Below are 13,984 nucleotides of genomic sequence, written 5' to 3'. Positions count from 1 at the left end.
TCGGGCAGCGGGGCTAACCTTTCGTTGACAGCCTTGCGACGGCAGCGATGTCCCGCGGCGTCGTCCTGCAGCACCCGCCAATGAGGAGGGCACCAAGGTCACGCCAGGCGCCAGCCCCTTCGGCGAGGCTCGACGGCCGCCAGGAGCCGGGGGTCCCGCTGCCAGGCTTCCAGGTTTTAGCGGCGGCGTCATAGCTTTCGCCCGAATTCGGGTACGCGAGCAGTGGCTTGTCGGTGGCTTCGCCCAGGGCCCCAAGGGACGGGGACACCAATTCCAATGGCACACAATTCACGCCGATGGCCGCCACATGCTGCTGCGCCCCAAAAAGCGCCGCCACCTTAGCGAGGGGCGTGCCGTCGCTGATGTGTCCGCCGTCCCGCAGCGTGAAGGAAAACCAGGATTCGACGTCGAACTCTTCCACGAGCGCCAAAAGAGCCTCAGCCTCTGCAAAAGAGGGCAGCGTCTCGCACGCTAGAAGATCGGCACCGGCTTCCACCAGGGCCGCGATGCGGGGCCTGTGGAACTCCACGAATTCTTCCCGGCTGAGGATGTAGTCTCCCCGATATTCGGAACCGTCCGCGAGATATGCGCCGTACGGACCAACGGACCCGGCGATGAGCAAGGGGCCGGCACCGGGGTTGTGGGCCAGGTACTCCCGGCGTGCCTCGTCGGCCAGGCGAACGCTCAACGCTACCAATTCCAAGGCTTCCGCCGCGCCAATGCCGCGCCTGGCAAATCCCTGCGGCGTGGCCTGATAGCTCGCGGTGTTGGCGATTGCGGCGCCGGCGTCAAAATAGTCGCGATGTACCTGCTTGATCAGTTGCGGCTGCTCCAAAAGGATCTTGGCCGACCACAGGGGATCGCCCAGATCGCAGCCGTGTGCTTCAAGCTCAGTGGCAAGCCCGCCGTCCAGTGTCAGATGCGCACCGGAGCCGAGCAAACGGGACAGGGTGGTGTTGCGGGACATGGGTTCAGAGCTCCAAGGGTTTGAGACGAAAGTCCTGATGATCATCATAAGCATTTTTTCTTGCTTGTAATGACCATCACACTGTGTCACCATGGCCATTCAAGCAGTCCGGGCAGATCCACGAAAGAGGCGTGCACTTTGAACATTGAGATGAAGGCAGTACGTAAACTGCGGGTGCACTGGCCCATTGACTCGGAGACTTTTTCGCGGCTTGCGAAAGGTGAAGCCGCAGCATTCAAAGACGACCAAGGCATCGCGGCCCTGCTCCGGGCCTTGGCGGCATCCGGGGAATTGGGGGACTTCGGAATCTACCGGCACGTGTTTGAGTCCGGGCTGGGGTTCGAAGGATTCACCGTGGCAGAGGGAGCCAACCCCACATTGGGCCAGGTGGGCCAGCAGACCTTCTCGCCCACGTTTGTCTTCACCACGTATTTCGACGCGGCGCTGGACAACGCTGCAGTAGACAGGCTCACCCGTCGCCTCGTGGAAATCCACCCCTGGGAGGTGCCGGTCATCGAATTGTCCGCACCCATCAGCGTTTCCGGCACCGCACCCGCGGTGACATACGGGAGCGGGGTGGCATCATGATCGAAGCCGGCACGACAACTTTTTGGAACGGCTTGGGGCAGTTACTTTCCGGAAGGACATTTACCGATCTGACGCACGCGTTCCATCCTGGCCAGCCGCATTTCCCGGCGTTCCCCGACGAAACCAGGGAGGCTGTCTTCGACGTGGAGAAGGGCGACGGGTTCACAGCGCACCGATATTCGATCATCGGGCAGTGGGGAACGCACGTCGATCCTCCGTCGCACTTCATCCGCGGGGGACGGACCTTGGACCAGATTCCCGCAACAGAAATGATCCTCCCGCTGGTGATCCTGGACATCACCGGGCGGGTCAGCACCAATAACGACGCCACCCCCACCATGGATGACATTCGGGAGTGGGAGCGCCGCAACGGCGAAGTCCCCGCAGGGTCCTTTGTGGCGCTTCGGACCGGGTGGAGCCACCGCTGGCCGGACGCGGACGCCATGGCGAACAGGGACAGGGAGGGCGTCAGCCACACCCCGGGTTGGTCCAGGGACGTCCTGTCCTTCCTGATTGAGGAGCGCTCGGTCACCGCTGTCGGCCACGAACAGACGGACACCGATCCCGGGTTGGCTACTTCCCGCCAGGACTTCAGCCTGGAAACCTACGTCCTGGCCCAGAACAGATGGCAGATCGAGCTCCTGGCGAACCTGGATGACCTTCCAGAGTCGGGCGCTGCCGTCATCGCGACGTGGCCAAAGCCCCTGCGAGGCAGCGGATTTCCAGCGCGGGTCTTCGCTATCCACTAGCCCCATCCGCCAGGGGCCGTCCGCAAAGAGGCGTCCGTAAAGAGGCGTCCGTCCTGGCTAGAATCGAACCCATGTCCAAGACATCCAGCATGGGCCGCGGAATCATGTCCGTCCTTGCCGTCGGCTCCCGTAACGCAGCAGGCCTCCCGGGCGGCACGGTCGCTGATATTGCAAATGATCTGGGCAAAGACCGCAGCCAGGTTTCCCGGAGCCTGCGGGGAGCCGAACAGGAAGGCTTCCTTCAGCGCGGCGACTTGCGGTCATACACACTGAATTGGTCCCTCTTTACGGACGCCCAGCTGTTGACAGAGCAGCGACTGCAGAGCGATGGCCTGACCGCATTGGAAGGCTTGGCGGGCGAGACTGACGAAGGATGCTTCCTCGGAGTGCTCAGTGCCGACAGCACCGTGACCATCGGCGAATGGGTTCCGGCAAGCAGCAACATGGTCGGCTCCTGGCTAGGCCGGCCGTACCCGGCCTACTGCAGCGACGCTGGCCAGGCATTGCTATGGGAAGCGTCCGATGCGGAGGTCCGGACTGTCTTGGCAAACGCATCATTTGTTCGCCACGGCCCCAATACTCCCGTCGACGTGGAGGACTTCCTGGCACGCTTGCGTGACGCACGGTCGCGGGGATATTGCATTGTGGACGAAGAAGCGGAACCTGGCCTCTATTCCTTGGCGGTCCCCGTCCGGGATTTCAAAGGCGATGTGGTGGCCGCCCTGCAAGTCGTGGGTTCCAAGACCCGCCTCGAACCACGGCGGGAATCCTGCGCTGCCGCGCTTATGTCGTGGGGAACGTGGCTTGAGTCGGCGCTGGGCTATCCAGGGCCGGGGAAAGAGCTTAGCTAGGGAGGCCATGTGGAGCAGGGGTGTCGCTCCGGCCGGCTTGCCCCACTCCGCTGTCGCAATGCCCCAGTCTCTCGGCGGCCTCAAATAAGGCTTTGGCGATGTCATTCGAACCAGGCTCGATCTCCTGCTGGCCGCCAAGAACGCAGAGCGATGCAAGAATGCTTCCGCCGGGATTACGGACCGGAACGGCGAGCTCGTAGACTCCGTACTCGAATTCTTCAGCCGCCACCACGAAACCGCGCCCCCGGTCCCGATCCATCAGCCCACCGACTTCGAGCGGTGAATGCGCCGCGCCCGGGCCGCCGACGCCTATGAAGTTGACGTCCTTTAGAAGGTCTTGGATGCCGGCCTGATCATGGTCCCAAAGCAGTGCGCGGCCCGATCCGGTGCACCATGCGGGCGTCACCATGCCGGGCTTCACAAAGCTGCCCGGGAGGGCGTCGTTGCTTGAAGCCCGCAAGAGAATAACCCGGAAGCCGTCCCGGACGGAAAGGCGGCATCTGAGGCCCAGGGAAGCAACCAAGTCCTCAAGCACGGTCCTCGATTCGCTGACCCAGCCGGTGTTGAGCGATGCCGCGAGGCCGAAAAAGCGTGGACCTATTCTGAAGGGTCCCCGCTCAACCCGTTCCAGCAACCGCAAGTCACACAGTTCCTGGGTCAGCCGGGATACACGGCTCTGTTCCATCTGGAGTTCGGTGGCAAGTTGGGAAACGCCGAGAAGCCGCCTGCCCCGCTTCTCCCGGTCCGCGACCAGCCGCACAATCCGAAGTCCCTGTGCCATGGACGACGCTTCCGAGGAAGAATCCATTGTCATCGCTCCTTCCTCCGGATAACCACGCCTATTCTCACATGTCCTCAGTGCGGTTCATCCGTCATCTTCGCGGCCGGAAGACGAACGCCCCCAGGCCGCGAAGCTGACGAGAAGATGCAGCTAGGCCAGCTCGGCGGCGCGGGCCCCGCGCCCGTACTTGAAATAGAAGAAGGCGTAGCAGGCACCGACGAAGGGAACTCCGAAGTAGAGGGCGGCCACCTGGTTGGGGTCAAAGGCGATGCCGATCAGCGAAATGACGCAGAGCGAGAACGCCAGGATGGGCACCAGCGGGTAGAGCGGGGCCCTGTAAGAAAGAGCAGCGACGTTGCCGCCGTTCTTGACGAAGGACCTTCGGTGGAAGAAGTGTGAGGCGGTGATTGACATCCAGACCCCGACGACGGCGAATCCCGCCACCGAGACAAGGGCGAGGTATACCGTTTCCGGCGCAACGACGCTGCTGATGAGCGAAGCCAGTCCACCCAGCATACTGACGGACAGAGCGATCATGGGGATTCCGCGACGGGTCAGTTTGCGGAACGCCCGCGGAGCATGCCCTTCCTCCGAAAGGGAGTAGAGCATCCGTGCGCAGGAGTACAGGCCACTGTTGCCCGCGGAAAGGAGAGCGGTAATGATGACGAAGTTCATGATGTCCGCGGCGAACGGAATACCGATCGATGAAAAGACGCTGACGAACGGGCTCTGATCCACTCCGACCTGGTCAAACGGGAGGGTTGCGGCGATGACGGCAATTGCGCCCACAAAGAAGATCAGCAAGCGGAAAACCGTGGTCCGCATCGCCTTCGGGATGCTGGTGGCCGGATCAGCCGTTTCGCCAGCAGCCACGCCGATGAGCTCAGAACCGGAAAAGGCGTAGAACACGGCCAGCGCAGTAATGAGGACACCGGTGAAGCCGTTCGGGAAGAGACCGCCGGGTGTATTGAAATTCTCGAACAGGAACGGGTGGTTGCCCGAGGCGGCCAAGGGGTGGAAACCGACGAGGGCAGCGCCGCCGAGCACGATCAGGACGATGATGGTGCCGACCTTGATGATGGAGAACCAAAACTCTGATTCGCCGAAGAACCTCGAAGAAATTGCGTTGGATACGAACAGTATCGCCGCGAAAACGACGCACCAGACCCATACGTCTATGCTGGGAAACCATCGCTGCATCAGGAGCCCGGCGGCTGTGAATTCAGAGCCGATTGCCACAGCCCAGCAGAGCCAATAGAGCCAGGCCGTCGCAAAACCCGTGGCGGGGCCAATCGACCGTGCAGCGTAGATGTGAAAGGCGCCTGAGACCGGGTACGCGATGGCTAGTTCACCGAGGCAAGCCATCACGAGGTACACAACGAAGGAACCGATCAGATAGGCGATCACCGCACCGAGCGGCCCCGCCTGGGAGATCGTATAGCCCGAACTCAGGAAGAGCCCGGAGCCGATCACGCCGCCCATGGCAATCATGACCAGATGCCGCGGTCCCATGGACCGGCGGAGCCCGGATTCGGCCAACGGCGGGCCGGCGGGTTGTGGTTCAAGCGTGACGGACTGTGAGGGTTCCATGGTGTCTCCCAGTTGGGTGGGTCAGGTCAGATGAGAAATGGGCCCAATGTATTGGGCAGCGGGGCCACCGGATGGCCGGGGCTGCTTTCGGGGTAGTGATGAAGGTAACACGAAGTGGATCCATTTAGTCATTAAAAACATTTAAACATGCATATGTTGCACGCATACTTCTTTTCCGCTACATGTCGAATCGGCATGCGGATGGTCGATTCGCCCTGTTTTTCGGTCGGAATCACATGCCCTGGCTGACATGGAACGCGGTGAACATTGGAGGACCGATGTAACTGATTGAAGGAGCACCATGACCACCTACGACATTGCGCTGATCGGCTTTGGCGGCGTCAACAGGACCCTGGCGGAACTGATCGCGGCCCGCGGCGAGGCACTTAATTCCGAGCTGGGCTTCGGCCTGCGGGTCGTTGCCATCACCGACCTCCGGCTCGGATCCCTCGTTCGGCCCGAAGGCGTTGACCTCCCCCTGGCCCTGAACCTGGCCGGCAGCGAAACGTTCGCCGAGCACGGCGGGTCTGCCGACACCAACAATGAGTCAGTCATCCGCACCTGCACGGCCGACATCATCTGCGAAGCCACCTTCACGAATCCCGACGACGGCGAGCCCGCAGTCTCGCACGTACGCTGGGCACTCGAGTCCGGCAAGAGCGTCTGCACCACGAACAAGGGCCCGGTCGCCCTGCGTGGGGCCGAGCTGACTTCGCTGGCCGAACAGAATGGTGTGCACTTCGAGTTTGAAGGAGCCGTGATGAGCGGCACGCCAGTCATTCGTTTGGCGAAGAAGATGTTCGCGGGCCTGAAGCTGAACGCGTTCGAAGGCATCCTCAACGGCACCAGCAACTACGTGCTCGGGCGAATGGAGGCGGGACTTGACTTCGAGGCAGCCATCCAGGAAGCACAGGCACTCGGTTACGCCGAAGCAAACCCCGCCGCAGACATCGAAGGCTACGACGTCCAGCTCAAGGTCCTGATCCTGGCCAACGAACTGCTCGAAGCGGGCATCGAGCTCAAGGACGTCCAGCGCAAGGGGATCTCGACGGTCACTCGGGAAGATCTCCGGAAGGCAAGCCAGGAGGGACGCCGCTGGAAGCTCGTCGGTTCGGCACGGCGAAATCCTGATGGAACCGTGACCGCCGGCGTAGCACCTACAGCCCTCCCCCTCGACCATGGACTCGCCGGGATTTCAGGCGCCACGAACGCCGCCTCCTTCGACACAGACCTCCTTGGCCCAGTCACGGTCTCAGGACCGGGAGCCGGCCGTGTGGAAACCGCCTACGCCCTGCTCTCCGACATCATCGCGATGCACGCAGCCAAGGCAGGGGCAGCCGCGCATGTCTGAATCCACGCTTTGCGCCGCGGAAGCGGTGCTGACGCAGTTCCGTGACGTGACAAGCCCCTACGACGGCAGGGTGGTCGGTGCGGTTCCGCTGACCGATGCCCTCGCCGGCGAAGCCGTGCTCGAGGTTGCCCGGGCCGGTGCGCGGAAGGCCCGGGATTTGTCCCGCAATGCACGTGGGAAAATCCTCGACACTGCCGCGGCGGACATTGAGCAACGAAGCGAAGAATTTGCCCGGACCATCGTGGCGGAGTCCGGAAAGACCATCCGGCAGGCGCGGAAGGAAGTGCTGCGCGCGGTCAACACCCTCCGTTTGTCCGCGGCCGAGGCTCGCAGAAACGCCGGCGAGGTCATCCCCTTTGACTCTTACGAAGGCTCGGAAGACCGCACCGGGTGGTACTCGCGGGAACCGCTCGGCATCATTGCGGCGATCACGCCCTTCAACGACCCTCTCAACCTGGTGGCACACAAGGTGGGCCCAGCCATCGCAGGAGGAAACGCCGTCGTCCTCAAGCCCTCAGCGCTCACTCCCCTGTCGGCGCAACTGCTCACCGACACCCTCGTCGACGCCGGACTTCCGCCCGGGGTCCTCACCGTTGTCCATGGAGACCGGCAGGTGGCCGAAACTATCATCAGGTCCAGGGACGTACGCATGGTGTCCTTCACCGGCGGGTTCGCCACAGGTGAGAGCATCGCACGTTCGGCTGGCCTGAAGAAGCTGTCCATGGACCTCGGCGGGAATGCTCCTGTCATTGTGCTGGATGACGCCGACCTGGACGACGCCGTGGAATCCTGCGTCTCAGGAGCGTTCTGGGCAGCCGGCCAGAACTGCGTGGGGGTGCAGCGGGTCCTCGTGGCCAGGCCCTTGTACGGCGAGTTCCGCGAGCGGTTCCTGGCGGCGACGGCACGTTTGGTTGTCGGCGACCCGTCGGACGAGCGGACAGACGTCGGGCCGATGATCAGCCCTGCGGCGTTGGGCGAGTTGCAGTCCAAGCTGGATGAATCGATCGACGCCGGTGCCGTCCTTCTCGCGGGCAACGTCACCGACGGAAACGTGCTTCAGCCGACCGTACTGGAGGGAGTTCCGGCGGACAGCAGACTGTGGAAGGAGGAAGTGTTCGGGCCCGTGGTCATGCTTCATGCCTTCAACAGCTTCGAAGATGCCATCGACGTCGCAAACGCCATCGACTTCAGCCTTCACGCAGGCATCTTCACGAATTCCCTGGGCAACGCTATGGAAGCGGCCCGCCGAATCGAGGCAGGCGGCGTCATGATCAATGAATCTTCGGACTACCGCTTCGACGGCATGCCGTTCGGGGGTTCCAAATACGGAAGCATGGGCAGGGAGGGCGTCCATTTCGCCTACGAGGAGATGACACAGCCGAAGGTTGTCTGTATCAAGAACACGAAACCATGACGACCCGCATTCGCTGCCTTCGCCGCAACCTTGGACGAAGAGCCGCAACCTTGGAGGAAGGGCTCAGGGCTCCTGAAGCAGCTACTCCGTGGCGCTGGCGCCCTCGGTGGCGGCCCCGGCGCCGCGCCTGATAACGCTGGACAGCGTCATGGCCGTCACGGTGTCCGTGACTCCCGGAAGGGCAGCGATTTGCTCCCAGATCTCCTGGATCCTCTCCAAAGACCGCGCTTCGAGACGCACCAGAAGATCAAATTCACCGCTCACGACGTCGCACAGCACCACTTCCGGAATTGACCGCAAAACGGTGATAACGTCCGAGCCCCGCACCCGGTCTTTCCTGTAGACCATCAGGAACGCCGAAACGGGTCCTTGTCCGGGCGTACCGCCGACCACGGTATATCCCTGGATATACCCTTGCCGTTCCATCCGGTCCACCCGCTGGCGCACGGCATTGCGTGAGAGCAAGACTTTGGTCGCCAGTTCGGCATGACTCACGCGCGCGTTCCTCGTGAGCTCCGCAAGGATCCGCTGATCTATCCGATCAAGATTCACTCGATCCTCATCTTTCAAAGCAATCCGTCCCGGGCACCCCGGGCAAAATCCAGTTCCAGGACCGAAAGCCCCGAGAAAAAATGATGGTCACATCCAGTGGCCGCTGTCGCGTCTTCCTCGGCGGCCATGCTTCCGCTGATTCTAAATGGCGGGGATTAGCTGCTCGCGCCGGAGGCGATGACGCCGGCGCCGAGGGCGGCAACAATGCCGCTGCTGACGCGTTCGACGCCGGTGCTCACCTTTGGGCGCCGCAGCCACCCCATCGCCTTGTAAGCAATGAGCGCGACGACGGCCAGGTAGGCGAAACCGATGACTGCCTCCACCGCGCCGAGGATCATCGCGGTGCCCATGGTGTCGCCGCCCTGCGGGATGAACTGCGGAACTACAGCCAGGTAGAACAGGCCGACTTTGGGGTTGAGCAGCGTGGACAGCGCCCCCGCGCCGAAGCCGGCGAGGTTGCTGTAGCGAAGCGTGCTACCTTCTTTGCCGTCCGCTGCCATGCCGTTTTTGGCGGCCTTCCGGGTCTTCAGGAACGAGGAAATACCCAGGTACAGCAGGTAGAGGCCGCCCGCGATCTTGAGCCAGCGGAACACCTCCGCGGACTGTTCCAGGATCGCGGCCAGGCCGACGCCGACAAGGCCCGCCCATCCGATGGCTGCCACCGCCGAGCCCGCAGCGGCAGCAATCCCCGCGCTGGGCCGGTTCAACGCAATGCGCAGCACCAGGAACGTGTCCGGTCCGGGCGTCAGGGACAGAATGAGGCACAGTCCGGCGAAGGCAGCGAGCGAAGCGAGGGTCATGGGGACGATTATCCCTGATGGGTGCTTTCTTCACGAAAGTCCGTCCGCCCGGAGGAACCATGGGCGGTGGCGCAGCCCTGGCTACTTCTGGTGGCTGCCCACGAGCAGGGTGGCCATGTCCTTGGCGCGGGCAGCGGCACGGGGGTCCCCTTCGGCTGCGGCCACGATGGCTCCCTTGATCAGGATGTGGATGGACCAGGCGAAGTCGTATGGGTTGTCGAGGCCGGCAGCTTTTGCGAGGTCGGCGATCTGCTCCCGGGTCTTCTCCAGGTACTGGATGCTCGCTTTCCCGAGGGGGTGGTCGGGGCCCATTTCCATCATCACGTGCAGGAAGGAGCTGACCTGGGCCGCGCCTTGGCGGAACCAGTCGTCGAAGACGTCGAAGATAGTCAGCATGGCCGCCTCTCCGCGGCTTCCGCGCCGGGCGATGGCGTCCTCGATCGCGGCTGTGCGTTCCCGGTACCACTGCTCGAGGAATGCCAGGACGACGTCGTCCTTGGAGTGGAAGTGCCTGTAGAAGGTGGCCTTGGCCACCCCTGAGGCACGGATCAGCTCGTCGACCCCCACATCACGGATCCCGCGCCGGGCGAACAGTTCGTAGGCGACGGCAAGGATCCTCTCCGGCGGACTGCCCGCTGCAGGGCGCCCTGGCTGCTCGGTCCAATCTGAGGTGTCCACAACCGGATATTACAACGAACAGCTTGGAAACAAGACAGACGGGTCTGTCCGGCCCTGCCATTTTCAGAATATAGGTCGGCAGGGGGCTTGCCGCAAGGCCCCTCCCCTCCGCAAGAATGGTTGGCCGCGGCGACTTTTGGATTGGGGTTCTCACATGTTTGACGTAATCATTAGCGGCGGCGGCCCGACTGGGATGATGCTGGCCAGCGAGCTGCGGCTGCACGGCGTGGACGTGCTCGTGCTGGAGAAGGACGCGGAGCCGACCCAGGCCGTCCGCTCGCTCGGCCTGCACCCGCGCAGCATCGAGATCATGGACCAGCGCGGGCTGCTGGACCGGTTCCTCGCGGCCGGGCAGCAGTATCCCGGCGTCGGGCGCTTCGCCGGAATCGACAAACCGCTGCCGGCGGACCTGGACACCGCCCACGCCTACATCCTCGGCATCCCGCAACCGGTCACTGACCGCCTGCTGGCGGAGCACGCCGTCGAACTCGGAGCGGAAGTCCGCCGCGGCTGTGAGGTGACGGGCTTCGAGCAGGACGACGACGGCGTGACCGTCGAAGCCGACGGCACCCGGCTCCGCGCAAGCTGGCTGGTCGGCTGCGACGGCGGACGCAGCCTGGTGCGGCGGCAGCTCGGCATCGGCTTCCCCGGCGACCCCGCCACGACTGAGTGGATCCACAGCGAGATGGAGGTGACCACTCCCCCGGACGAGCTGGCCGCCGTCGTAAACGAAGTGCGCAAGACGCACAGGGGGTTCGGCGTCGGCCCGGCCGGGAACGGCCTGTTCCGCGCCGTCGTGCCGGCGGCCACCGTGGCCGAGGACCGCTCGGTCCCGCCCACCCTCGAGGAGCTCCGGACGCAGCTGCGCGCCCACGCCGGCACCGACTTCGGCGTCCACTCACCGCGCTGGATAACCCGGTTCAGCGACGCCACCCGGTTGGCCGAGCAATACCGCGCAGGCCGGGTGTTCCTCGCCGGCGACGCGGCGCACATCCACCCGCCGCTGGGAGGGCAGGGGCTGAACCTCGGCATCCAGGACTCCTTCAACCTCGGCTGGAAGCTCGCCGCCGAGGTCAAGGGCTGGGCGCCGGACGGGCTGCTGGACACCTACTTCAGCGAGCGCCACCCGGTCGCCGCCGATGTCCTGACCATCACCCGCGCCCAGAGCGAACTGATCTCACCCGAGCCCGGCCCCCAGGCCATGCGCCGCCTGCTCGCTGAGCTGATGGAGTTCGACGACGTCAGCCGGTTTCTGGCCGAAAGGATCAGTTCGATCGGGGTCCGGTACGACCTCGGCGAGGGGCCAGCACTGCTCGGCAGGCGCCTCCGCGACATCCCGCTGTCGCGGGGCCGCCTCTACGAACTCACCCGTGAAGGCCGAGGGCTCCTGCTTGACCAGACCGGCAAACTGTCCGCGGCGGGGTGGACTGACCGCGTGGATCTCGTTGCGGATGGCAGCGACGAACTGGACGCACCCGCGGTCCTGCTCCGGCCGGATGGCCACGTCGCCTGGATCGGCGACGAACAGGAAGACCTGTTCCGCCACCTGAAGCGATGGTTCGGCGCCGCCTCCGAGGGCGCCGCCAGCTGACGCGTAATGGGGCGTCAGCAGTTCGGCGAGTCGTATTCGTAGGCTCCGGCGTCGGCCGTGGCCGTGCCGTTGCAGTTGCCGTCCTGAGGCACAGGCCGGCCGTCCAGGTCCAGGGCGGCGGTGCTCGAGGACGTGAGGTCAACGGCGGCGCTGCCGGCGGTGAGGTGGAAGTCGGTTCCCGTGGTCACGAAACCCACGGAAGGCACCCGCCGCGACGTCGGGCTCGGGGTGACGTTGACAGGCCCGGTAAACACGTTTTCTTTCTCGGTCCAGCCGGTGCCGTTGATCCAGAGTGAGTTCTTGACGCCTACCAGGACGTTCCCCCTGATGACTGTCGAGGAGGGGCATTGGGCGTGGCAGACCACGGCCTGCGACTGGGGGCCGTTCAGGTAGACGGTGTTGAACTCGATGACGGTGCCGTTGGTGGGTCCGAAGCTGGTGCTGGGGCCGCGGGCGATGAAGCCTTTGGCCTGGGCGCAGAGGGTGCCGCAGGTTGAACGGACGAGGTTGTAGCGGTAGGTGTTCCCGTCGGCCGTTCCGGATGAGCGTCCGATTTCGGAGAAGCTGTTGTTGTCCAGTGCGATGTTGTGGTGGATGTTGTTCCGGTTGCCGTTGAAGATTTCGATGGCGCCGCCGTCCACGGCGAAGTCGAAGGATGCGGCGGCCGAACCGGAGATGGTGTTGGCGGTGACCTCGTTGTCATTGCCGTTGATGAGGATGCCGAAGGCGCCCGAATCGTCGCTGCAGTTGACGGCCTGGGCGGTTCCGCAGTTGGTTCCCTGCGTGTTGACGTTCTCGATGTTGTTGTTCGTCAGCGTGTTGCCGGTGTACTTGCCGAAGTCCGAGCCGGTCCCGATCTTGATGCCCGCGGCGTTGTTGGAGGCGCTCGAGTTCTGCACGGTGTTCCGGTCGCCGGTGATGCTGAAACCCGCGTAGCCGCAGGAGACGGCGCGGAGGCCGTCAACGGTGGTGAAATTCCCGTTGACGCGGACGCAGTTGCCGGACTTGCCGCCGGTGACCACGGGTGCGGCGCCGGTGCCGTAACCGTTCACCGTGATCGGTGCCGTGGAGGTCCCGCTCTGGGCCGTCACGAGGCCGCCGGTGAAGGTGTCCCCCTTGCGCAGGCTGATGGTGTCCCCGGGCTGGAGGACCGCGGTGTTGAGCTTGTTAAGGGTTTTCCAGGGCGCCGCGCTGGACGTCCCGGAGTTGGTGTCGCTGCCCGCGGCGCTGAGGAAGTAGGTGGTGCCGGCCGCCGACGCGGGGGCAGCCAGGCTTCCGAAAGCCAGGGAGGCAAAGGTGACCGCCATAAACAGGGCAGCATAGGGAGACCTGACGAGTCTGCTCATGGAACTCTCCGTACTTATGGGGAGCCCACTGCGGCCCCGGCTGCCCGGAGCGTATTCCTGCCGCCTTAGAGGAACCCTGCGCTTGCTGCAGGGTGGGGGGCATTCATTTTGGGGCTGGCCCCGGGTTTCCCCAAGGTGCCTTCCGGAGAATTCGTGGTGCTTGGACGGGAGCTCGCGGCTTCCACGATCGATCAACGGGGGGCGCCATGAAGCGATCCGGTGGGGCCCTGATGATTCTCGCGCTTTCTGCGGCTGCGGCCTTGGCATCCTGCGGCCCGCCGGGGGCGCAGCCCTCATCATCGGGGGCCGACCCCGCTGCGTCGACCGCAGGAGCCGTCGATGAGGGCGTGCAGCAGCGCGTCAAAAACCTGTGCCTGGACCGGCTCAAGGCCGAGGTCTCGGGGGCGTCCGCCGCCGCGCCCGGCCAGTTGCGCGCCGCCCCGAAGGTGACCCTGGTGAGTGTCAAGTATCTTGGCGATATCAGGGCGGTCCCGCTGCCCAACGGCGCCTCCGGTTACGAACTCGGCATCGAATTCGGCTACCAGATGGGACACGACGATTCCCAGACTGCCACCAAATTCTGCCGGGCAAATCTGACCGACTCAACCGTGGACTGGAAGTGGACCGCCAGCCCCTAGCCAGCCCTCGCGGCGTACGTAGCAAACTGGGTAAACGTGGGCGCCGCTCCCCCGTGGAAGCGGCGGCCGATTTATGTCCCCATTTAGG

Annotated in this window: 14 protein-coding genes; 7 read left to right on the top strand and 7 right to left on the bottom strand. The window is 64.1% G+C overall.

The features are described from left to right. Positions 1-13: 13 nt before the first annotated feature. Positions 14-967 carry a homocysteine S-methyltransferase gene (mmuM, locus tag ACFTSA_RS01595; protein ID WP_377949807.1) on the bottom strand — a complete coding sequence of 318 codons (954 nt, stop codon included), beginning with the start codon at positions 965-967 and terminating at the stop codon, positions 14-16. Positions 968-1,117: 150 nt separating this feature from the next. Here mmuM and ACFTSA_RS01590 point away from each other — a divergent pair, with 150 nt between their 5' ends. From ACFTSA_RS01590 to ACFTSA_RS01580, 3 genes are all read left to right on the top strand, one after another. Next, a complete protein-coding gene (locus ACFTSA_RS01590) occupies positions 1,118-1,555 on the top strand; it encodes a hypothetical protein (protein ID WP_377949000.1) in 438 nt (145 codons plus the stop codon). After that, complete coding sequence (locus ACFTSA_RS01585; RefSeq protein WP_377948998.1) at positions 1,552-2,304, top strand: cyclase family protein; 753 nt, start codon at positions 1,552-1,554, stop codon at positions 2,302-2,304. The genes ACFTSA_RS01590 and ACFTSA_RS01585 overlap by 4 nt, the downstream gene beginning before the upstream one ends. Positions 2,305-2,375: 71 nt before the next feature. Next, positions 2,376-3,155 carry an IclR family transcriptional regulator gene (locus tag ACFTSA_RS01580; protein ID WP_377948995.1) on the top strand — a complete coding sequence of 260 codons (780 nt, stop codon included), beginning with the start codon at positions 2,376-2,378 and terminating at the stop codon, positions 3,153-3,155. On the opposite strand, the gene ACFTSA_RS01575 is transcribed toward ACFTSA_RS01580, so the two are convergent. Beyond that, positions 3,148-3,963, bottom strand: a complete 816-nt coding sequence (locus ACFTSA_RS01575) for an IclR family transcriptional regulator (protein ID WP_377948992.1) — start codon at positions 3,961-3,963, stop codon at positions 3,148-3,150. The two genes, ACFTSA_RS01580 and ACFTSA_RS01575, sit on opposite strands and share 8 nt — an antisense overlap. 123 nt (positions 3,964-4,086) lie before the next feature. After that, positions 4,087-5,526: an amino acid permease gene (locus tag ACFTSA_RS01570; protein ID WP_377948990.1), complete on the bottom strand. Its 1,440-nt coding sequence runs from the start codon at positions 5,524-5,526 to the stop codon at positions 4,087-4,089. A 301-nt stretch (positions 5,527-5,827) separates the two neighbouring features. Between ACFTSA_RS01570 and ACFTSA_RS01565 the strand changes: the two genes are divergently transcribed. Both ACFTSA_RS01565 and ACFTSA_RS01560 read left to right on the top strand, forming a co-directional pair. Next, the gene (locus ACFTSA_RS01565) at positions 5,828-6,877 is read left to right on the top strand and encodes a homoserine dehydrogenase (RefSeq protein ID WP_377948988.1); all 1,050 of its coding nucleotides are present in this window, start codon (positions 5,828-5,830) and stop codon (positions 6,875-6,877) included. Next, the gene (locus tag ACFTSA_RS01560; protein WP_377948986.1) at positions 6,870-8,291 is read left to right on the top strand and encodes an aldehyde dehydrogenase family protein; all 1,422 of its coding nucleotides are present in this window, start codon (positions 6,870-6,872) and stop codon (positions 8,289-8,291) included. The genes ACFTSA_RS01565 and ACFTSA_RS01560 overlap by 8 nt, the downstream gene beginning before the upstream one ends. Positions 8,292-8,372: 81 nt before the next feature. On the opposite strand, the gene ACFTSA_RS01555 is transcribed toward ACFTSA_RS01560, so the two are convergent. The 3 genes from ACFTSA_RS01555 to ACFTSA_RS01545 all read right to left on the bottom strand — a co-directional run bounded on the left by ACFTSA_RS01555 (position 8,373) and on the right by ACFTSA_RS01545 (position 10,321). Next, positions 8,373-8,861, bottom strand: a complete 489-nt coding sequence (locus ACFTSA_RS01555; RefSeq protein ID WP_377948981.1) for an Lrp/AsnC family transcriptional regulator — start codon at positions 8,859-8,861, stop codon at positions 8,373-8,375. Positions 8,862-8,998: 137 nt separating this feature from the next. Further along, positions 8,999-9,643 (bottom strand): LysE family translocator, encoded by a 645-nt coding sequence (locus ACFTSA_RS01550; protein WP_377948980.1) that lies wholly within the window; start codon positions 9,641-9,643, stop codon positions 8,999-9,001. An 81-nt stretch (positions 9,644-9,724) separates the two neighbouring features. Next, a complete protein-coding gene (locus tag ACFTSA_RS01545) occupies positions 9,725-10,321 on the bottom strand; it encodes a TetR/AcrR family transcriptional regulator (RefSeq protein ID WP_377948979.1) in 597 nt (198 codons plus the stop codon). A 154-nt stretch (positions 10,322-10,475) separates the two neighbouring features. Between ACFTSA_RS01545 and rox the strand changes: the two genes are divergently transcribed. Further along, positions 10,476-11,912: a rifampin monooxygenase gene (gene rox, locus ACFTSA_RS01540; RefSeq protein WP_377948977.1), complete on the top strand. Its 1,437-nt coding sequence runs from the start codon at positions 10,476-10,478 to the stop codon at positions 11,910-11,912. 14 nt (positions 11,913-11,926) lie between these two features. Here the strand turns inward: rox and ACFTSA_RS01535 are convergent, their stop codons facing one another. Continuing rightward, entirely contained in the window at positions 11,927-13,258 is a 1,332-nt protein-coding gene (locus ACFTSA_RS01535; RefSeq protein WP_377948975.1) for a hypothetical protein, read from the bottom strand. A 206-nt stretch (positions 13,259-13,464) separates the two neighbouring features. Here ACFTSA_RS01535 and ACFTSA_RS01530 point away from each other — a divergent pair, with 206 nt between their 5' ends. Further along, positions 13,465-13,896 (top strand): hypothetical protein, encoded by a 432-nt coding sequence (locus ACFTSA_RS01530; RefSeq protein ID WP_377948972.1) that lies wholly within the window; start codon positions 13,465-13,467, stop codon positions 13,894-13,896. The last annotated feature ends 88 nt before the right edge of the window (positions 13,897-13,984 follow it).

The organism is Arthrobacter sp. NPDC057013 (assembly GCF_042674585.1).
Classification (GTDB): domain Bacteria; phylum Actinomycetota; class Actinomycetes; order Actinomycetales; family Micrococcaceae; genus Arthrobacter.
The sequence above is the reverse complement of the archived record's forward strand: the minus strand, read 5'-3'. Positions and strand labels throughout refer to the sequence as shown.